This is a genomic window from Paenibacillus thiaminolyticus (genome assembly GCF_003591545.1).
Classification (GTDB): domain Bacteria; phylum Bacillota; class Bacilli; order Paenibacillales; family Paenibacillaceae; genus Paenibacillus_B; species Paenibacillus_B thiaminolyticus_A.
On sequence record NZ_QYZD01000043.1, the window covers coordinates 18,493 to 37,942 of the forward strand.

Here is a 19,450-nt window from a genome sequence, read left to right on the forward strand (position 1 = left end):
GCCGCTTCCTCTTCCTGTCAATGGTCTCTCCCGGTACTTTGACCGAGAGCAAAAACCTTATCTGTTATAACATTCAATCCTCTCTCCATAGCTATCCCCATTCAAACGATGTGGAATAGGAATACGATGTAATACACATGAAGAGAAAAATGCGATTGGCAAAAGCGGTCGTAAATACAGGGGACAAAAAACAGCCCTGCAGCATCCGCAGGGCATGATATAAGACGACCTATATCCCATGTGTTGCTCATATCACCTACAGCAGAATTCAAAATAGCCCTGCTGAAGAAGCAGGGCTTACGATGAAAGTCATCTAGGAGCGCAGACACAGTGGGAAATTTTCCATTCAGCTATATCTAGAAGATGAACGCACGAGAAACGATGACAAGAAGAATGAACAATACCAAGATTACACCAATCGACGTAAAGCCACCACATCCACACGAGAAGCCTCCAACTTCACCCATTTGAGCATCCTCCTTTCGCTAGGTTCATACTCATCATATTGAAGTGGCCCTCATTGTGACTTGGCTATATCCTATACAGAAAATAAATAGGCTCTATCGCTTCCAGCTTCGGCAAAAAGCAAGCGGCGCCCCTATCCTGAAGGATGCGAGCGCCGCTTTGCTGTCCTTGCCGACGATCGTGCTTCGGGATCAAGCTACGATTCAAATTGCAGGAACACGTTGGCGGTGTAATATCGCTTCGCGATATCCTGCAAATAGGAGGCCTGGACGGAAAGAACGGCGATGACGAGGCAATTGCTGACTGCCTTCCGGCAGGGCCCGGATAGCGCCCATCCTTGCGCCGTGCGTTCGGCCGTCGTCTTGACGAGCTGCTCCAGGAGCGCATCCTGCGCCCCCCCGGCCGCAGCATGTCCGGCCACGTCGAACAACTGGTCATTGTTCGCATCCAATTCCTCGAACATCCCGGCATAAGCGTGATAGACCTGAATCGGATCGATCCCTCCGTTCCGATCGCGGAACAGGGAATCGAATAAGGTGCGAATCGATACGAAGTCAAGCGTGCACTTTAGATCGTCGATCATGAACATTAGCGCCGCTTGATTGACCGAATATTTGCGCCCCTCCTTAATACTGGCGAACAGTTCTTTGAAGTCGCGCTTCACCCAATTCTGAATCGATGTAATCGAAATATTCGAATGCTCTATCAAATGGCCCAGATCCGCAATTTCCTGCAGCGAGAATCCGGCAAACGTCTGGCCTTGAATCAATTTTCTAATGATATGCGGCATATCCAGCGACAAGAGCGACTGCATTGAATCTCCTGCCGCCTCCGCATTACCGTGAGTATTCGACCAGGCGACCTGAAGAATGGCCAACGGCGACTGGCGCTGCATTCCTTGCAGCGAGAGCAATAGAGATGACATTTCTTTGCGAGTCAGCTTGAAAGACTCCATCTGCTCCCCTCCTTGCATTTCAAAAGTTCATATGAACCTAATATAGCACTGTTCGAAATTGCTTGTAAAGAGGCGAAAAACAAAGGGAATGGCCTTCCACACGGTCCTCAATAGGCATAAACCGGACCGATTCCCTCAAATTGAGCCCTGCCGCCAGTTGTACATCCAAGGTAAAGTTCGTAAAATTAGTTCATAAGAACTTAAAACTATTTATAAAGGGATGAGACAAGATTATATGGGTATAGGATTGAATCTATTCATGATTGCCGTATTGATTATGCTGACTGCGTTCTTCGTTGCAACCGAGTTCGCTATCGTGAAGCTGCGCTCCAGCAGAGTTGATCAACTCGTGCTGGAAGGCCACAAGAAAGCGCTCGCCGTTCAGCAAGTCACAAGCAACATGGATGGATATCTCTCAGCCTGTCAGTTGGGAATTACGATTACGGCGTTAGGACTCGGGATGCTGGGCGAGCCGACCGTAAAAGCGATGCTGCTCCCATGGTTGACGGATTTGAATATTAGCAGCAATGTCAGCCATGTGTTGTCCTATGCCATCGCATTTGTGTCCGTTACCTTCCTCCACGTTGTGGTCGGAGAGCTCGCGCCGAAGACGCTGGCCATTCAGAAGGCCGAAGCGATCACCTTGCTGGCAGCGAAGCCAATCATATTCTTTTACAAATTAATGTACCCATTCATCTGGCTCCTTAACGGCTCTGCGAACCTGCTGGTCCGGACCTTCGGGCTGAAGTCGGTCAGCGAGCATGAGGAAGCTCATACTCAGGAAGAGATTCAGATTATCCTCTCCGAGAGCCTGCAGAGCGGTAAGATCAATAATGCCGAATACGGCTATGTGAACCGCATCTTCGCCTTCGATGAGCTGCTGGCGAAGGAGATTATGGTGCCGCGAACGGATATGACCTGCCTCTATACCAACTATTCGTTGGAGCAGAATCTGGAGATTATCCGCAAGGAACAGTACACCCGCTTCCCGGTCGCGACCGGCTCCAAAGATAATATCATCGGCATGATGAACACGAAGCAGCTGTTCTTGGAGTATGATAGAGAGAAGGAATTTGATTTCCGAACCTTGATTCACCCGATTCTTACCGTGCCTGAGGCCATACCGGTGAAGACGTTGCTGACACGGATGCAGCAGGAAAATATGCATATGGCCTTGCTCGTGGATGAATACGGCGGGACATCGGGGATTATTACGATAGAAGATATATTGGAAGAAATTGTCGGCGAAATTCGGGACGAGTTCGATACCAATGAACGCCCGGAAATTGAAGTGCTGGATGAAGGATGCTACCTGCTCGACGGCCTTGTGCCGCTGCACGAGTTCTGTCATTTGACCGGACTCGAGATCGACAATACGGAAGTGGACTCGTTCGGAGGCTGGGTGTTCAATCATTTCACCGAGCTGCACCGGGGCAAGGAATTGCATTATGAGCATGTCCGCATGATTATCCGCGAGATGAGCAAGAACCGCATTCGCCAGATTGAAGTGATTGTCGAGGACAAAGCGGAAGTACCCGCAGTGGAATAATAGATGCCAGCGGCCATGAGCATGGCGGCTGGCGCTAGAATCGAGGCTGTCCCATAAGTACTTTTTTACTGCTGTAGGATGGCCGCAAAATTCAAAGAAAAGGTCGAGTTAGGGTTTCCATTCGTTCCCCTGGTCGACCTTTTTTCTTCATCACTGCCCGCTTGAGCAGAGTTTGAGCCGCCCGACCTCGAGGCTGACTTTTGACAGGCCTCGAAGCAGGAAGCGTCTGAATCCTCTGTTGTTTATAATTTTCCCATTGTTTTACATTTTTAGAATAGTGCTTGACGAATCCTGCACAGATGCAGGAATTTTCACTAGTTCAGCTGCTATCTGATGCCAATGCTGGAAAAGGTGCATCATTTTCGCCGATTTTTGCTTTCTATCCGCTTACCTGGCTTCAATTCCTGCAGTTTTGCAGGCTTCCCTTTCTGGTAAAGTCGTCCAGATCAAATTGCTGTATTTGCGCAGGATTTCGCTTACTCAATAGGCGTGTCTGGAGAAATCGTGCAATTTTGCAGATTTCGCTTACCGAATAGGCGTGTCTGGAGATCGTGCAGTTTTGCGGATTGGTGCAGTTTTCAGGCCGTTGTAAAACCCCTGTTTTTTACGAAGGGGTGGAGATGTCCATTTACCTAACCAAAACTTGGCGCTCAGAGCGTTTTAAGTCGATTTTTCCTACTGAGAGACGAGATCCACCACATAACAAATGAAGTGGCGAAAATCCCCGTGGACTTCTCAACGGCCTGATTTTACGGGATCCAAGAGACCGCGTCGGATCCTGGGGGCATCATCGCCTTCAGGAAGCATCATTGCCTTCTGGAGGCATCGTTGCCTCCTGGGGCTTGAACGTGTGGAGGGAATTGCTGCTATTTTACAGGAATTTCGGCTCAATGAGTCCACATCCCGAGGAATTGCTGCAAATCTACATCATTTTAGGCCCTTTTGCTTCAAGTCGAAGCGAAACGGGTGAAATTCCTGCAGTTTTGCAGGATTCCCTTTCTGGTAAAGTCGTCCATATCGAATTGCTGTAGTTGCGCAGGATTTCGCTTACCGAATAGGTGTAGAAATCGTGCAGTTTTGCAGATTTCGCTTACTGAATAGGCCAGTCTGGAGAAATCGTGCAATTTTGGCGGATTGGTGCAGTTTTCAGGCCGTTGTAAAACCCCTGTTTTTTACGAAGGGGTGGAGATGTCCATTTACCTAACCAAAACTTGGCGCTCAGAGCGTTTTAAGTCGATTTTTCCTACGGAGAGACGAGATCCACCACATAAAAAATGAAGTGCCAAAAAACCCCTTGGCCTTTCTCAACAGCCTGAGTTTTGCAGGAATTCCTGTGATGGAGGATCTCTCCAAGGGAATGCTGTTTGTTGGCAGTTTTCTCGGCAAGCCCCGCTGCATGAAGCAGGGCGGAGTTGTCTCACGGCAGAAGAGAATGGCTTTTGGGACAGCCCATTCTGCATTTAACAAATCCTATTGCTTTGTGATAAGCTAACGGTAACGTGACACGGAACGAAGGAAATAAGGAGTTGCCATTGAACCTATGACCGAGCTATGGATTGAAGAACTGCTGCACGCCGATACCAATGCGAAGATGACCGAGAAGCAGGAGCGGATCGTGAAGGCAGCGATTGAAGTTTTTGCGCAAAAGGGCTTTGCGGCATCCTCGACGAGCGAGATTGCGCAGCGCGCCGGCGTGGCGGAAGGCACAATCTTCCGTCATTACAAGACGAAGAAGGATTTGCTTCTCTCCATCGTGGCCCCTTCCATCGTGAAGCTGATTGCCCCGTTCGTGCTGCGCGAGTTCAAGGACGTGCTGGACACGGAGTATGAGAGCTACGATCAATTTTTGCGGGTCTTCATCGAGAACCGTATCGATTTTTTGCATCACAATATGAGCCTGGTCCGCATTGTGCTGCAGGAGCTTCCCTTCCATCCTGATCTGCAGGCCCAACTGCAGGAGATTATCGTCTCCCAAGTGAAGGAACGTGTCGAGAAGATCATCCGCCGCTTCCAGGCCGAGGGGAAGCTTGTCGAGCTGCCGACCGGCACGGTTATCCGGCTCACGGCTTCGGTCATTATCGGATATGTGCTGGCTAGATCTCTCTTTATCGGGAAGGAGCAAGCAGAGTGGAATGACGAGCAGGAACGGGAAGCCACGATTTCCTTCCTGATGAAGGCGCTGACCCCTTGATCCAACAAGCAAGCCGCCGCAGATACGATCAGCGGCGGCTCTTTTGATTCCATTTATATTTTATATTTTGCGGTACTTCCGCAGCACGGCAATGTTCAGCACGATGAAGACGAGCGCGAACCCAAGCAGCACGGCGAGATCGAAGTAAATATCAGACAGTCCCATCCCTTTGTACATGACAGCTTGCAGCGCATTCCCTCCATAATACATCGGCATGATCCGCGCCACCGCCTGCAGCCAATCCGCCATGCCGTCCACGGGGAAGATGCCGGCGAAGAAAACTTGAGGAACGACGACAAGCGGAATGAACTGCACCATCTGGAACTCCGAGTTGGCGAAGGCCGACAGCAAAATCCCTAATGATAAAGCGACCAGCGCAAGCAGCAAATTAATAATAATGACGCTCCCGAGACTGCCCGCCATGACAATCCCGAGCACCTTGACCGAATAAAAGACGACGATAAGCGTCTGAATAACGGCGAACAGCCCGTAGCCGAGCAAATACCCGAATACAATCTCGCTGCGTCGAACCGGCGTCGACATCAGCCGATCCAGCGTTCCGGTCGTCCGTTCCCGCAGCAGGGCGATCCCCGAGATGAGGAAGACGAAGAAGAAGACAAAGAAACCGACGAGAATCGGACTTAACACATCAAAGAACGACGTGTCTGCATTGCCATGCATATAATCGATTGCAAGCTTCGGCTCCGCCGCATCGAGTGAGTTCCCTGCCGGAAGCACAACCTTTCCTGGCAGCAGATGAGCCAGCCGTTCTGCCTGCTGCTTGGCAGCCTGAGCCGCAAGCGTCTGCATCACCTTCATCTGCAGCGCTTGGGCAGAGGCCGGATCCTCATTCCGCAGCGTAAGGGCGCCCTCCTCCCCTTCCCACTGCAGCACGCCGTCGAGATCCTCCTCAGCCAGAAGCTTCTTCGCTTCGGTTCCGCCAGGATAAGCGATCGGTTCGATCTCCTTCTCCCGCAACGCCTCTACCGTCGCTTCATCTGCGCCGATTACCGCAAGCTTCGGATTCGCGGCGGAATCGCTCGCGAACAGGAAGTGAACGAGCGTCAAAATAAGCAGGGGCGCCACCATCATGAGCGCCAGGGTTCGTTTGTCGCGCATCATCTGCTGGCCGATTCGCCTGACCAGGGCTGCCATTCTCATGCGTCCATTCCCCCTGCCTTAATAAATATTTCCTCCAAGCTTTGAATGCCGAATCGGCGCTTCAATTCGGCAGGCGAGCCTTGGGTCAGCAAGCGCCCTTCCCTCATCATCGCCAACCGGTCGCATTTTTCCGCCTCATCCATTACATGCGTCGTCACCAATATCGATTTGCCCTCCTCCTTCAGCCGATACAACTCATTCCAGATGGATAAGCGCAGCTCCGGATCAATACCGACCGTTGGTTCATCGAGCACGAGTACCTGCGGATCGTGAACGAGCGCAATCGCCAGTGACAGCCGGCGCTTCATGCCCCCGGAATACGCCATCACTTTTTGGGACAGATGAGGAGTGAGCTTAACCAGATCAGCCGCATAAGCAATCCGTTCCGACCGTTTCTTTTTGGATAGTCCGAACAGAGAGGCGAAAAAATCAAGATTCTCTTCTCCCGTCAGTTCCGGGTAAAGTGCATCCGACTGGGCCATATATCCGATGCGCTGCAGCATCCCGAGATTCGGTATCCTCACGCCCCCCAACTCGATCTCCCCCTGCGAGGCCGAATCCATGCCGACGATCAGCTTCACCAAAGTGGTCTTGCCCGCCCCCGACGGCCCGATCAACCCATAGATCTCCCCTTCAGACACGGTCAAATCCACGTCTGATAGAATGACCTTCTTGCCATATCGCTTGCTTACTTGTTGGACGGTAATTACGTTACTCAAAGGATTCACCATCCTCGCCAAAATGTGAGTGAGTGTTTACTCATTTTCATTATACCAGCTTTAGTCCTTATGTAAATCCGTGATTTCGTTTGAACGGTCAGCCGGAACGAAGCAAAAGAGCGTCTCCCGCTTCCACTGGAGACGCTCATCGTAATTGCACTCATTGCATGAATGACTTCGCCCGAACGAGGAGGACGCTCCCCGCTCCGAGCCAATAGATCAGCATATAACCAGCCGCTTGCCAGAACGATGCCGACTCGAGATCAGACGGAAGTGCGAATAAGAACAAGATTAGACTTAGGACGCAAAAAACCACTTCCCACCCGATCCATCTCCAGGCGAACAGATTGGCCCGCATGCGATGGAGCGCATATAGATTGATGAGCACCGCGATGACTTCCATCGCCAGAATGCCAATCGACGCCGCCTCATATCCGAATCCGGTTATGGCCAGCAGGAAGAACAGCAGAGCCGTCGAGAAGGCAATTCCGTTCAACAGGCCCATGAACGGAACATTTTTGCGTTCTTGCGTCCATAGAATACTCGTCGTCAGCTCGCGAAGCCCGACGACAAGCGGGAGAACCGCGAAATACCGAATCGGATCGGCCGCCTCGGGGGTATGGAACAACCAATGCGCCAATGGATCCGCGAACAATAACAGGAACATTCCGCTTAACAAGCCCCATGTCCAGCAGAGCTGAAGCATTCTCCGCACCATCAATTGATAAGAACGCAACTCCCCCTGCTGGTAGTAGGAGGCCAGCTTCATCGTCATCGTGTAAGAGATGGCGGCCGTCACGATCGTCGGCATATAAGCAACGATGACCGCCATTCCCGTAATGACGCCGTAGATCGAGGTCGCTTCCGAGAGCGTATATCCTGCCGTCTGAAGCCGGCGCGGTATGAGCAGCGAATCAATGAAGTCCGAGGCCGGCATTAACAGCCTCGTGAAGCCGATCGCCATCGAAGCATGGACAATCGAGCGGACTTGGCCCCGAAGCGGCGGATGAGGTTCGATGAAGCCGGCGGGGAAGGACCGTCTTATCGCGAGACAGGCCGTGAGCAGCAGGAAGGCGGCCAGCGCGCCAATCGTCGTTCCTGTCAATCCGGCCCCCAGCGCGATGGAAGTTCCTTCGGATGCGAACATAAGGACAAGCACAATCAATATCCCGATCCGAACGGCCTGTTCCGCTATCTCGGAAAAGGAGATGGCCCCGTACCGCTCTGACCCCTGCATATACCCCCGCAGCAGCTGCAGCAGCGGAACGGCCAACAAAGCAGGCGCCAGACAGCGGATAGCGGCTTCCACATCCGGATTCCCGAGAAGGATGGCAATCGTATCCGACTGCATGTACATCAGGAGGCTGGCCGCGGCCCCAGCAAGCGCGACGATCAGAGACAGCGTGCGAAAAGCGCCCCAACCTCTGGCCGGATGCTTGGCGGTAAATAATGCCAATGCCGTCGGCAGCCCTCCTGTAATGATCATAAGAAAAATACCATAGCATGAATAGGCAATCTGGTATAACCCGACTCCCTCGGCGCCAACAATGCGGGTCAGCGTTGCCCTCCCCACGAGGCCAATGACCTTCCCCACGAGGATAGCCCCTGCCCGCAGTGCAGCCGGATTCATGACTGGCAACTTCATTTCCATCACCCGACCATTCCGATCTTGTCCTCCCATTGTATGATTGGACGGGCCGGGTTATGTTCAAGAGACAGCAGTTTGTGTTAATCGCGGATGTGGATCAGCCAGTAGCTCGTATACCGATCCCAACCCAAATCGAAGGGAACGCGGTAGCGATCGGCGGTATGCGAGTTGACCAGCGGATAGCCGAAATCATCGAATCCGACGACGACCGAGAAATGATCCACGTCGCCTTTCATCTCATAACCGATCAGATCCCCGGGCTGCAGCTTCGCGATAGCTCCTGCCGGATGCCTCTCGGACGGCTTGACGACATCGGGGAACTTGCCTTTGGCGATCAACTGGCCATATCCGCTGTGCAGCAGAAAATTTTTAAAGGCATCGGTTTGAACCCACGTGCGGGATCCCCCGTTGAACAAAAAATAATGCCAGCCGCCTCTCATCTTCAAGCCTCCGCCTTCTTCCGCATCGCCGATGCACTGGGAAGCAAAGTTGGTGCAGTCGCCGCCCAGGCCGGTGTAATCCCGATATTTCGGATTATAGCGGTGCTTGTTGCCGGCCCCCCAGGCCGCACCGGCATATTTATTGGCATATTCGACAGCCTTCTGCCGGTTATATCTCGGCTTCCGCTTCGTGTCCGATTGCGTGGAGGGCTGTTCGGAATGGTTGGAGGACTGCTTCGGCTGCGGCCGCAGCATCATATCGTCGGATTCGGGAATCAGCTTCGGGTTCTCCTCCAGCGGGTCCAGATACCATTCCCGCAGCAGCTTCCACTTCCCATCCTCCTTGATCAGCGTCATGGCATGGCGTGTACCGATACCGAACGACTGGGGCCGAACGGCGGTGTGCGTATAGATATAATCGAGCCGCAGAGATTCCACGACGGAAGCAGTTGCCTTATTTCCCCTAACCTTGGCCCGAATGACCCGGACATCGCTATGGGCATTAATGAATTGCAGCCCTCTCCGTTCGGCCCATGCATGAATGTAGGCGGAGCGCTCAACTTCATGACGGAGCGCGTGCCGGCTGCTTCTGGAAGCGGCATAATGATGGCGAATCGCCTGTTCCTCTTGATGAATCAAAAAATTCGTCCTGTCCTTGAACAACTGCTGGATGTAACCGGTGACCTCTTCATCCTTGTCTACGGAAGAAGCAGCCTCCGCTACCGCCGTGATCCATATGCAGCATAGCGACAGCATGATGAACAACGTTTTCCTTATCATTTTTGCATCTCCTTGGCAGTATTTCCACATCATAAAGGGATGAACGCAGCTTGCACTGCTATTAAGGTCTCCATACCCGTTGTCTTGATGCTGTGAAAAAATAACAGAGTGAAATTCCTTCGCGTACGCAACCTAGAAAGGAATGCATGGATAGGATGTGTGAGCAAATGATACGACACCCATTAGTGAAGTCAGGCTTCCGGTACCTCATCATGCTGGCGCTCATTGTCTGTCTGCTGCCCGGAACGGCGGGGGCCGGACCCGAGAAAACGGCTGTCATCGTAATCGATGATTTCGGCAATAACAGCCGCGGCACGCAGGAGGTTATGGACCTGCCCTTCAAGGTTACCGCCGCTGTGATGCCTTTTTTGAAGCATACGAAGAGCGACGCGGAGCGGGCGCATGCGGCCGGTCACGAAGTCATCTTGCACATGCCGATGGAGGCGCTGGCAGGCAAAAAAGCGTGGCTCGGACCGGGAGCGATTACGACGGATTTAAGTGAAGACGAGATTCGCAAGCGGGTGCATGCCGCGATCGACAATGTACCCCATGCGGTCGGGATGAACAATCATATGGGTTCCAAAGTGACGGTGGAGCCGAGAGTGATGCGGGTCATATTGGAAGTGTGCAAGGAACGGGGCATTTATTTCCTGGATAGCCATACCAATTATCGGAGCGTCGTGTCCAAAGTGGCAAAAGAGGTGAATATCCCCTCGATAGAGAACCATATCTTCCTCGACGATATTCATAAATCATCGGCGATTAAGAAGCAGTTCATGCTGATGGGGCAGCATCTGAAAAACCATAATGTATGTATTGCGATTGGACATGTCGGAAGCGCGGGGCATATTACGGCAGCCATCGTGAAGGAGCAGATGCTCCAGATGAGCCAGGAACAGATTACATTCAAAAAAGTATCGGAGGTCCTTCCGCCATCCATTCCCGCCATCCCGCATCCATAGCCTTCGCCTGCGGCCCGTAGACCAGTTGCAATCCTGCGAACTGGTCTACCTTTGGTCCGCGCACGGCTGCGCCGTATCGTGAACGGCTACCCCTTAAGCGTTGGATCCGTTCCTGCAGGCGGCCCGTCGTACAGATGCGACCGGGCTTGGAACCAGCGGAACAGATGCGTGGCTGCGACCTTCATCACCGCATATCCAGGCACGGCCAGGATGATGCCGACGATGCCGAACAGATTTGCCGCCGTCAGGATGACGAAGATAATCGTGATGGGGTGAATCCGCAGCGTCTTGCCCATGATTTGCGGGGAAATGAACTTGCCTTCGATCAACTGGACGACCGTCCAGACCACGATCATTTTCAGCAGATTATCGGCGAAGTGACAAGCGCCACTATGAGCGCCGGCGTTATCGCGATCGCTGGCCCCAGATAAGGAACGATGCTCGTGCAGGCCGCGATAATGGCCAGGATAAGCGAATAATCAAGACCGATAATAAGATAGCCAATATAGAGAAGCATCCCGATGCAGCAGCTGATAATAATTTGCCCCCGGATATAAGAGCTGATCTGATGATTCATCTCCGTCATCACTTGCCCGGTCTGCTTGCGCAGCGCCGTCGGTACGAACCCCAGGATATAAGCAGGGAGCTTCTTTCCATCCTTCAGCAGGTAGAACAGAATGAACGGCACGATCACCAAGGCGAGAATCGTCTCCGTCACGGCTCCGACGAAGCCTCCAATGCTCGACCATGTATTATTCAACAAGCTGGTGGCGCGCTCCGTTATCGTATTGAACAGCTTCGCCGTATCGAAATCGATGGTCTGCTGGAAGCGCTGAATATAATCACTGCCAATTAAGTCGGTCAACAGCCTCTCGATATGGGCGGCGAAGGCAGGGAAGTTCGAGACCAGCTCCATCACCTGATGGCGGATGACCGGAACTACCGCCAAGACGATTATCGTAAAAAGTCCCAATATGATGAGGTAGAGCACTAGGATCGTAAAGACCCGCTTCACTCCTATTTCCTGCAAATAATCTACGATCGGGTTCAGCAAATAATATAATACACCCGCCAAAATGACCGGCAGCAGGACGGTCTTGATCAAGACAAGCAGCGGATGGAAGATGAACGAAATTTTCGTCAGCAGAAAGATATTGAGGCCGATCAGCAGCAGAATCAGCAAAAACAGAACGAAGCGGTTGTTTAAAAAAACAGTTTGAACTTGCTCATCCTCGATTGAGGTTGAGGTTGATCCATATGCATTCCCCCTTCTCCACTCCACATCATTGGTTCAGTATTGACTTTTTTCTCATTGTAGCATAATGATTTCGCGAATCCTAACTCTGCTCTTGCCTGGAGATCGCCCCCCATTTATGTATTCCGCCCGCCTCCTAAGGATTAGCATCCCCGCTCTGTCCAAGCGGGGCTTCCGCAGCCGTATCGATCATCTCAGCGGCCCGGCTCGGCATGATTGGCGGAGGTCCGGACATAATAAGGGCAAACAGGGGAAATGTGGTGATGCCATGACATCGATTCTGCTCGTGGAAGATGAACATAATGTATCCGAGTTCCTTCAGCTTGAGCTGCAGCATGAGGGCTACGATGTGACGGTGGCGCAGGACGGCGAGCAGGCGCTCGACTATTTCAGGCAGCAGGAATGGAATCTGATCCTTCTGGATTGGATGATTCCGCGCCTGAACGGCTTGGAAGTGTGCCGGCGCATCCGCAAGACGAGCGACGTGCCTATCATTCTGCTTACCGCCCGGGATTATATCGGCGACAAAATCGCCGGCCTCGACACCGGGGCCGATGATTACATTACGAAGCCGTTCGAGATCGAGGAGCTACTGGCGCGCATCCGGACCGTATTGCGCCGGCAAAATCCGTCATGGCATGCCGCATCGCCGGAAGTATATCAAGTGGACAGCTTGTCGATCGATGTGAAAAAAAGACGGGTGTCGCGCGAAGGCGAACAGATCGATCTGACGCAGCGGGAATTTGACCTGCTTCTCTACTTGATGGAGCACCAAGGCGAAGTCATCAGCAGGGAGCAGCTCCTGTCCGACGTCTGGGGCTATGATTTCGCCGGCGAGACGAATGTGGTCGACGTCTATATCCGCTACCTTCGCAACAAGCTGGATCGAACGTACAAGCCGAAGCTTATTCACACTGTGCGCGGGGTCGGCTATGTGTTGCGCTCATCGTAAGCGGATGCTCTGCCGGTTCAGACTAGGCAAGCGTCGTTGTAAGGGGAGGTCATTCCGATGAAGTCTTTCTTTTCCCGCACCCCCAAATTCGTTTCTTTGCTGCCGGATACTTTAATGTTCCGCACGACCTTGTCATACGTGCTGAGCTTGCTTGGGGTCATCATCTGGATTGGGCTCTTCATTATGGGTACCGTCAGCCATACCGTTATTCAGGATACGCGCCGGGAGCTGACCGCGGTCGAGCTCAAATTAATCGATACGCTGGAGACGCCCGCAGATAAGCAGTATCAAGAGATTCTGGATGAGATGCTCTATCCCGATCATGCGAATTACTACGTCCAGGTTATCGATGCGTCCGGCCGTGTCCTTGCCCAATCCCGGGGCTGGTACGAGGCGTATGATACGAATCAGCAGGAAGTGAAGCTGAGTTGGGTGGTCGATACGTTAAAGTGGAACGCGAAGGGCGGCCTGTTCTTCCGGGATCAGCTCGTCTGGAATCCGTTGGGCGGCGGAGAAGGCATCATTCATATTCGCGTTCAATTGAACAATGTCGAGCGCCTCCTTCAGATTATGGCCCAAGTGCTGTTCATCACCGGACTGATCAGCTCCACCGTCGGATCGTTATGGCTCTACCATGTTACGAAGAGAAATCTGGCCCCGTTGTTCGCCATCACGAACGCCGTCCGGCGCATTCAGGATCATCCGGATCTCAAGCATCGAATTCCGGTGCCGGATACGCCGCGGGAGCTGTACGATCTGGCCCGCACGCTCAATCATATGCTCGTGCAGTTGGGAGAGCAGGTCGAGAGGGAGAAAAATTTCGTCTCGGACGCTTCCCACGAGCTCCGCACCCCCCTGACCGCCTTTCGGGGGTATGTCAAGCTGTTGAAGCGGTGGGGAACGAGCAACCCGGATGTTCTGAACCGGTCGATCGAAGCTTTGGATCAGGAGAGTGAACGCATGCAGCGCCTCATCTCGCAGCTGCTTACGCTGGCCCGGACGGGCAGCATCACACCGAGCCAGGAGCGGATCGATCTCTCCGATACGATCCACCAAGCCATCCGTCAGCTCTGGACCGAGGATCGCGGCATCACACTCCACGTCAATCTGGACAAGGAAGCCTTCGTGCTCGGTGACGAGGACCAGCTCCGTCAAGTCGCGATCATCCTGATCGAGAATGCCATCCGCTACACGAATCCCGGAGGCTTGATTCGGGTGGAGGTGGTGCGGAACCAGGAACGCGTATGCTTCTCTGTCGCCGATTCCGGAATCGGAATTCCTGACGATGAGATCGGCAACATCTTCGATCGGTTCTACCGGGTGGACAAAGCCCGCTCCCGGGCAACCGGAGGCACCGGCCTCGGGTTATCAATTGCCAAGCAACTGGTGAATAATCACCAAGGCAGCATCACGGTCGAGAGCCGCCTTGGCGAAGGAAGCACCTTCAAGGTATGCCTGCCTCCCGCTCCGCGCAGCGTCCCGAGCACGCAATAAGGCCTCCTAAAGATACGAGACTCGTATCTTCAGGGGGCCTTATCATAGCTTGTCCGATTACAGGACGCGGCGAATCCCTGTGATGCGCTTACCCCAATTTCCGTCGAGGCTGGAGATTGTGACGCCCGGTTTGCCGTAAGTATGCAGGATTTTCCCGTCTCCAATGTAAATGGCGACATGATGAACCGGAGAGTAGAAGAACACCAGATCTCCCGGCTTCATCTGGCTCTTGCTTACCTTCGTGCCGACCTTCGATTGCTGCTTCGAAGTGCGCGGCAGATTGATGCCATGCTTCTTGTATACATATTGAACGAATGAAGAGCAGTCAAATGCGCTCGTTATGCCGGATTTCGCTCCGAACTTATAGGGTACGCCCATATATTTTTTTCCGGTCGCAATGATGCTTTTCGCTTTGGCGCTGCTCGTGGTTGCAGTGGCCGCACTCACCGGCTGCAGCGGCATCATGACGCTCGCTGACATCAGAAATGAGACGCTCAAGCTGACACTAATCAGGATCTTACCGAACTTGGCTGGTTTCAATGAAATATCCTCCTTCAAATCGGGTTAGGCAAATCACCTGAAACCAACATAACACAAAAAATTTAGCCATTATTTTCCTAATAGTGAAATGTAATCGATGCCCGTTATGTTTGCGCCGTCCGATGAGAAACCGATTAGACTTTTCTCATAAACCCCCTCTTGACAGCTCATCCCGCTCCCAGACATGACAAAACCGCCAGAATGATTCTGGCGGTCGTCGTGTGCTTGCAGCCGCGCTGCAGCGCTACAAGCGCGGTTATTGCGGACCCGATCCGGTATGCCGGACGGTTGCCGTACATGTACATACAGGCTCTCTCATTTTTCCCTCATATTTTTCTTAACATGAGCGTTCACGGCTGCGGGCTTGTCCATACGATGCCTGACTTGTCATCGGATATTTTCAGCCGCGGGCAGGCGGAGCAGTCCGAATCCGCCTGCTCCCTCTCGATCAACCGCTTCGCATAAGCTTCCAGACCTTGGCGGTCGATCGCCTCCAGCATCGGTGTCCATACGTCTTCCTGCTTCTCTGCGTCCATGCCGTGGAAGAACCCGTCCGTGACCGCATAGATCGCCGTCAGCCCGGAGCGGCTGATGCGTCCCGCCTCCATGCGGCGCTCCAATTCCGGATCTCCGTTCAAGACGGCGTAGCCGCCGCGCGCATTCGCTCTGAATCGGTTCTCACGCTGGAATGGCAGCAGATAACGAAGAATCTCGGCCGGTTCACGAATGCCCAGCTCCAACGCCTCCTGACGCTTGTGCAGAAGCGCGCGATCGGAACGGCGCTACCTGATCATGCGTCAGCCGCCGGTAGGTGCCGTCTTCATATTTGGCGAAGAGCATGCAGTCGCCGGCCTGAACATATTCAATCCAGTCTTCCCGCACGCGGAACAACGCGAACGCCGCGCTCCACAGCTGCGCCTTGTCGGCCGCATCGATCCCGGCCTCCCCCATTTGCTCCCGCAGCGCAGCATTCGCCTGCATCACCATCTGTTCCAGCGGCATGCCGTCCGCTGCCTCCATCGCGTGGGCAGCGAGCAGCTGCGCGGCGGTATACCCGCCCGTATAACCGGATTCGTCCCGGTAACCGCCAAGAGATGTGGCTCCGTCGACCACCCCGTACACCTGACTCCGCTCGTTAAGGACGAGGGCGTCTTCATTCCATACTCCACTGCCTTGCAGATGACAAGTTTGCATCGCTGAACTCCACTCCCATGAACAATATAGTCCTAGATGTTATCGACATCTCCGTGCTTACCAATCTTCTCCGTCATACTTCCTTCTCCTGCTCTCGCAAGGCCTGCTCACCTCTGGCCCGCGGATTACCGGCCGCGGCAACAACGCCTGCGTCAAAGCCCGCAGCTAAGGCCACAGCAAAGCCCCCGGCCCACCGGTGCGGCGGAGACTGCCGTCTCCAGACCGGTTCCAAGGGCTTCACCGCCTGCAATCCGCTAAGCAATGATCTTGTCGATAATCCCGTACGCGAGCGCTTCCTTCGCATCCATGAAGCGATCGCGATCCGTATCCTGCTCGATCCGCTCAATCGGCTGGCCGGTATGCCCGGACAAAATCCGGTTCACCTTCCGCCGCGTGCTTAGTATCCACTCCGCATGGATCTGGATATCGGACGCCTGACCGCGCACCCCGCCGAGCGGCTGGTGAATCATCACTTCGCTGTTGGCCAGCGACATCCGCTTGCCCTTCGCGCCGCCCGTCAGCAGCATCGCCCCGAAGCTGGCAGCCATGCCGATGCATATGGTGGACACGTCCGGCTTGATGAACTGCATCGTATCGTAGATGGAGAATCCAGCCGTCACCGAGCCGCCCGGACTATTGATATACATCTGAATGTCCTTATCCGGATCCTCCGCTGCCAGGAACAGCAGCTGCGCGACAATCGAATTGGCCATCTGATCCTCAATCTCTCCGGATACCATAACAATCCGGTCCTTCAGCAAGCGCGAATAAATATCGTAGCTGCGTTCTCCCGCCTTGGTCTGCTCGACCACATATGGTATGAAATTCATGCGAATGCTCCTCTCGTCAGGCCGCCATCCTCCAAGAAGATGGACGAGCACCGTTGGTAAGCATTCCCTGACCGCGGCTAACGCGGCCTCCCATGACGGCATGCAGAGAGACGACGGGCTCGACTGCGCCCTGCAGCCCCAGGTCAACGATGCGGGCGGCATCTCCGCTCCGGAAGGCGGACAGATAGTCCTTCAGCAGCCTCTCATCCACCCCTTCGGGGACAGGAAGCTGCTCCTCCTCCGCCGGGAGCTCGGTCCGCAGGACGGTTCGGGCGCGATGCAGCGCAGACTTAACCGCCCCTTCCGTCGTATGGAGCAGGGCCGCCGTCTCCGCCGCTGAATAGCCAAGCCCTACTCTCAGCAGCAGCACGATCCGCTGCAATGGCGACAAATATACAAGCAGCCAAGACATGGCGGCTTCCAGCTCCATGCCGGCATCGGGATCCGGGACTTCGATCAGATCCTCCAGTGGCTGCATCAACTGAAGCCGCTGCGCGGTTCTATCTTTACGAATGCGATCGATCCAGGCATGCTTCGCCGTCCGCAGCAAATACGCTTCCGTCTGAAGCGGCTTGCCGCCCGGGCGCCGGAATACGGGGATCGCCTTGAGGCAGGCATCCTGCACCAGATCCTCCGCATCCCATGGCGAGCCGGTCAGGAACATGCAATATTTCCGCAGCGAAGGCAGCGCCTCCAGGATAGCATCATGCGCCTCGCTCGCAGAAGAGGTCAGATCGGATTTCACAAAGGCCATGGAATGGGGCCCTCCTTTGCTAATTCCTGTCGTGTTACACTACGTAAACGGCCGAACGGTCAAAAAGGATACGCATCATTTAGAATAAAATTATCACATCATGAGCTTGGTTGGAAATCGGCGGGCAGCCGTAACCGGTTGGCTAAGATGAACTTTTCTGCATAAGGAGCTTCCAGAAGGTTTACATTAACAGTAACCAGAAAATCGGCAAGACAAGGAGCTAGGAGCATGGAGACGGAAAATTGCGATCTATCCATCGTCAAGCAGCAATTGAAGGAGCAGCTCAAGCAGCTCTCCGATGATATCCGGCAGAGCCTGGAAGTCTTCGATAAATCGGACAACTGCATGCTAGGACAGTTCGAGCAGTTCCGCAAAAGCATTCTCGCGCTTGAATCGACGGCGGCTTCGTTCTATTTGAACTGTTATTTGTCTCCCTACACCGACAACTACGCCGAGCTGACGCTGAGCATTCATCATTTGTCCCAGCGAAGACTCGGGGCGTTGATCGTCGTGCAGCGTCAGGACCCGCTAGACCATCTGATCCAGCCCGGGACGCCGATCGGCGCGACCTTGACTCACTCGCTGCTCGAATCCATTTTCATCTCGGGCAGCCCGCTTCATGACGGTGCCGTCGTTATCCGCGCCAACGAGATACTGTCGGCGGGCAATATATTGCCGCTCTCCATGTCGATCCCTCCTGGCTCCAAATTCGGCACGCGCCACCGGGCCGCAGCCGGCCTGAGCGAGCGCAGCGATGCGCTCGTGCTTGTCGTCTCCGAAGAATCGGGCACCGCGTCATTCGCACTGGGCGGGCGGCTGTATCCTATCTCCTCGCTTATCCCGGCGGGGGATGCCTAGTAGCACAACGGGGTGTCCCCTAGGTTACTAAAAATGTCGAGGGGCAAGGCGGAAAAGCAGCGGATGCGGGAAGTAGGAGAAGATGGCACGGGCAACGCGGCGGAAATAGATGAAAGAGGGCGGGTGCCAACGCGTCGCCAAAATGGTTGAAAGAGTGCGGCAGCCAACACGCCGGAAAATGAAGGAAAGACGGCGGCAGCCAACACGCCGGAAAATGGATCAGGCCACGAAATCCTGCCTAAACGCAGGATTTTTCCCTGTTTAAGCCGATTTTAGATGAAATTCCTGCAAAAGCGCATCAATTTCTCTGATTTTTGCTTTCATACCATTAACATGGCTGAAATTCCTGCGTTTTTGCAGGAATGCCTGTAAATGGAGTAACCACCGTAAAGGAAAACTGTATATTTGCAGCATTTTCGGAAAGTCGGGCGAGATCAGCGAGATACAGCGAGAATCAAGGAGCAGTCAGTTAGGATCAGCGAGGTACAGCGAGAATCAAGGAGCAGTCAGTGAGGAGCAGCGAGATACAGCGAGAATCAATCAGCAGTCAGTGAGGAGCAGAGAGATACAGCGAGAATCAATCAGCAGTCAGCGAGGAGCAGCGAGGTACAGCGAGAATCAATCAGCAGTCAGTCAGGATCAGCGAGGTACAGCGAGAATCAATCAGCAGTCAGCGAGGTACAGCGAGAATCAGTGAGAAGCA

At 53.7% G+C, this 19,450-nt stretch carries 19 protein-coding genes and 1 pseudogene; 6 read left to right on the forward strand and 14 right to left on the reverse strand.

Annotated features, from left to right (window positions below):
- Positions 1–356 precede the first annotated feature (356 nt).
- The gene (locus tag DQX05_RS32610; protein WP_119796375.1) at positions 357–467 is read right to left on the reverse strand and encodes a dihydroorotate dehydrogenase; all 111 of its coding nucleotides are present in this window, start codon (positions 465–467) and stop codon (positions 357–359) included.
- Positions 468–661: 194 nt separating this feature from the next.
- A complete protein-coding gene (locus DQX05_RS26905) occupies positions 662–1,420 on the reverse strand; it encodes a DUF1836 domain-containing protein (protein ID WP_119796376.1) in 759 nt (252 codons plus the stop codon).
- A 235-nt stretch (positions 1,421–1,655) separates the two neighbouring features.
- Between DQX05_RS26905 and DQX05_RS26910 the strand changes: the two genes are divergently transcribed.
- Together DQX05_RS26910 and DQX05_RS26915 are read left to right on the forward strand one after the other, a co-directional pair.
- Entirely contained in the window at positions 1,656–2,969 is a 1,314-nt protein-coding gene (locus tag DQX05_RS26910; protein ID WP_182914918.1) for a hemolysin family protein, read from the forward strand.
- Positions 2,970–4,509: 1,540 nt separating this feature from the next.
- Positions 4,510–5,160, forward strand: a complete 651-nt coding sequence (locus DQX05_RS26915) for a TetR/AcrR family transcriptional regulator (protein WP_119796377.1) — start codon at positions 4,510–4,512, stop codon at positions 5,158–5,160.
- Between the two features lie 60 nt (positions 5,161–5,220).
- Here DQX05_RS26915 and DQX05_RS26920 read toward each other — a convergent pair whose 3' ends face one another.
- From DQX05_RS26920 to DQX05_RS26935, 4 genes are all read right to left on the reverse strand, one after another.
- Positions 5,221–6,321 (reverse strand): ABC transporter permease, encoded by a 1,101-nt coding sequence (locus tag DQX05_RS26920; RefSeq protein WP_119796378.1) that lies wholly within the window; start codon positions 6,319–6,321, stop codon positions 5,221–5,223.
- On the reverse strand, positions 6,318–7,040 hold the full coding sequence (locus tag DQX05_RS26925) for an ABC transporter ATP-binding protein (RefSeq protein WP_119796379.1): 723 nt from the start codon (positions 7,038–7,040) through the stop codon (positions 6,318–6,320). The genes DQX05_RS26920 and DQX05_RS26925 overlap by 4 nt, the downstream gene beginning before the upstream one ends.
- Before the next feature lie 160 nt (positions 7,041–7,200).
- Complete coding sequence (locus DQX05_RS26930; RefSeq protein ID WP_182914919.1) at positions 7,201–8,685, reverse strand: oligosaccharide flippase family protein; 1,485 nt, start codon at positions 8,683–8,685, stop codon at positions 7,201–7,203.
- 83 nt (positions 8,686–8,768) lie between these two features.
- Positions 8,769–9,908 (reverse strand): amidase domain-containing protein, encoded by a 1,140-nt coding sequence (locus DQX05_RS26935; RefSeq protein WP_119796381.1) that lies wholly within the window; start codon positions 9,906–9,908, stop codon positions 8,769–8,771.
- A gap of 212 nt (positions 9,909–10,120) precedes the next feature.
- Between DQX05_RS26935 and DQX05_RS26940 the strand changes: the two genes are divergently transcribed.
- Entirely contained in the window at positions 10,121–10,870 is a 750-nt protein-coding gene (locus DQX05_RS26940; RefSeq protein WP_119796392.1) for a divergent polysaccharide deacetylase family protein, read from the forward strand.
- Between the two features lie 86 nt (positions 10,871–10,956).
- On the opposite strand, the pseudogene DQX05_RS26945 reads toward DQX05_RS26940, so the two are convergent.
- A pseudogene (locus DQX05_RS26945) lies at positions 10,957–12,107 on the reverse strand (AI-2E family transporter).
- A gap of 286 nt (positions 12,108–12,393) precedes the next feature.
- Here DQX05_RS26945 and DQX05_RS26950 point away from each other — a divergent pair.
- Positions 12,394–13,077, forward strand: coding sequence for a response regulator transcription factor (locus DQX05_RS26950; protein ID WP_119796393.1), 684 nt, complete (start codon positions 12,394–12,396; stop codon positions 13,075–13,077).
- 57 nt (positions 13,078–13,134) lie between these two features.
- The gene (locus tag DQX05_RS26955) at positions 13,135–14,571 is read left to right on the forward strand and encodes a sensor histidine kinase (RefSeq protein ID WP_119796382.1); all 1,437 of its coding nucleotides are present in this window, start codon (positions 13,135–13,137) and stop codon (positions 14,569–14,571) included.
- A gap of 57 nt (positions 14,572–14,628) precedes the next feature.
- Here the strand turns inward: DQX05_RS26955 and DQX05_RS26960 are convergent, their stop codons facing one another.
- From DQX05_RS26960 to DQX05_RS26985, 7 genes are all read right to left on the reverse strand, one after another.
- Positions 14,629–15,111, reverse strand: a complete 483-nt coding sequence (locus tag DQX05_RS26960) for a C40 family peptidase (RefSeq protein WP_182914920.1) — start codon at positions 15,109–15,111, stop codon at positions 14,629–14,631.
- Between the two features lie 167 nt (positions 15,112–15,278).
- The gene (locus DQX05_RS31165; RefSeq protein ID WP_182914921.1) at positions 15,279–15,416 is read right to left on the reverse strand and encodes a hypothetical protein; all 138 of its coding nucleotides are present in this window, start codon (positions 15,414–15,416) and stop codon (positions 15,279–15,281) included.
- A gap of 45 nt (positions 15,417–15,461) precedes the next feature.
- Entirely contained in the window at positions 15,462–15,851 is a 390-nt protein-coding gene (locus tag DQX05_RS26965) for a hypothetical protein (protein ID WP_119796383.1), read from the reverse strand.
- Positions 15,832–16,305: a protein phosphatase 2C domain-containing protein gene (locus DQX05_RS26970; RefSeq protein ID WP_119796384.1), complete on the reverse strand. Its 474-nt coding sequence runs from the start codon at positions 16,303–16,305 to the stop codon at positions 15,832–15,834. Before DQX05_RS26970 ends, DQX05_RS26965 begins: the two co-directional genes overlap by 20 nt.
- Before the next feature lie 73 nt (positions 16,306–16,378).
- Entirely contained in the window at positions 16,379–16,537 is a 159-nt protein-coding gene (locus tag DQX05_RS31170) for a hypothetical protein (RefSeq protein WP_182914922.1), read from the reverse strand.
- Positions 16,538–16,559: 22 nt separating this feature from the next.
- Positions 16,560–17,135 (reverse strand): ATP-dependent Clp endopeptidase proteolytic subunit ClpP, encoded by a 576-nt coding sequence (clpP, locus tag DQX05_RS26980; protein WP_087440088.1) that lies wholly within the window; start codon positions 17,133–17,135, stop codon positions 16,560–16,562.
- 16 nt (positions 17,136–17,151) lie between these two features.
- Complete coding sequence (locus DQX05_RS26985) at positions 17,152–17,889, reverse strand: RNA polymerase sigma factor (RefSeq protein ID WP_119796386.1); 738 nt, start codon at positions 17,887–17,889, stop codon at positions 17,152–17,154.
- Positions 17,890–18,117: 228 nt separating this feature from the next.
- Between DQX05_RS26985 and cdaS the strand changes: the two genes are divergently transcribed.
- Positions 18,118–18,747, forward strand: coding sequence for a sporulation-specific diadenylate cyclase CdaS (cdaS, locus tag DQX05_RS26990; RefSeq protein ID WP_119796387.1), 630 nt, complete (start codon positions 18,118–18,120; stop codon positions 18,745–18,747).
- Positions 18,748–19,450 lie beyond the last annotated feature (703 nt).

Coding starts and splice junctions, on each gene's coding strand:
- DQX05_RS32610 (WP_119796375.1), bottom strand. CDS start 467: ATGGGTGAAGTTGGAGGCTTCTCGTGTGGATGTGGTGGCTTTACGTCG.
- DQX05_RS26905 (WP_119796376.1), bottom strand. CDS start 1,420: ATGGAGTCTTTCAAGCTGACTCGCAAAGAAATGTCATCTCTATTGCTC.
- DQX05_RS26910 (WP_182914918.1), top strand. CDS start 1,656: ATGGGTATAGGATTGAATCTATTCATGATTGCCGTATTGATTATGCTG.
- DQX05_RS26915 (WP_119796377.1), top strand. CDS start 4,510: ATGACCGAGCTATGGATTGAAGAACTGCTGCACGCCGATACCAATGCG.
- DQX05_RS26920 (WP_119796378.1), bottom strand. CDS start 6,321: ATGAGAATGGCAGCCCTGGTCAGGCGAATCGGCCAGCAGATGATGCGC.
- DQX05_RS26930 (WP_182914919.1), bottom strand. CDS start 8,685: ATGAAGTTGCCAGTCATGAATCCGGCTGCACTGCGGGCAGGGGCTATC.
- DQX05_RS26935 (WP_119796381.1), bottom strand. CDS start 9,908: ATGATAAGGAAAACGTTGTTCATCATGCTGTCGCTATGCTGCATATGG.
- DQX05_RS26940 (WP_119796392.1), top strand. CDS start 10,121: ATGCTGGCGCTCATTGTCTGTCTGCTGCCCGGAACGGCGGGGGCCGGA.
- DQX05_RS26950 (WP_119796393.1), top strand. CDS start 12,394: ATGACATCGATTCTGCTCGTGGAAGATGAACATAATGTATCCGAGTTC.
- DQX05_RS26955 (WP_119796382.1), top strand. CDS start 13,135: ATGAAGTCTTTCTTTTCCCGCACCCCCAAATTCGTTTCTTTGCTGCCG.
- DQX05_RS31165 (WP_182914921.1), bottom strand. CDS start 15,416: ATGTACATGTACGGCAACCGTCCGGCATACCGGATCGGGTCCGCAATA.
- DQX05_RS26970 (WP_119796384.1), bottom strand. CDS start 16,305: ATGCAAACTTGTCATCTGCAAGGCAGTGGAGTATGGAATGAAGACGCC.
- clpP (WP_087440088.1), bottom strand. CDS start 17,135: ATGAATTTCATACCATATGTGGTCGAGCAGACCAAGGCGGGAGAACGC.
- DQX05_RS26985 (WP_119796386.1), bottom strand. CDS start 17,889: ATGGCCTTTGTGAAATCCGATCTGACCTCTTCTGCGAGCGAGGCGCAT.
- cdaS (WP_119796387.1), top strand. CDS start 18,118: ATGGAGACGGAAAATTGCGATCTATCCATCGTCAAGCAGCAATTGAAG.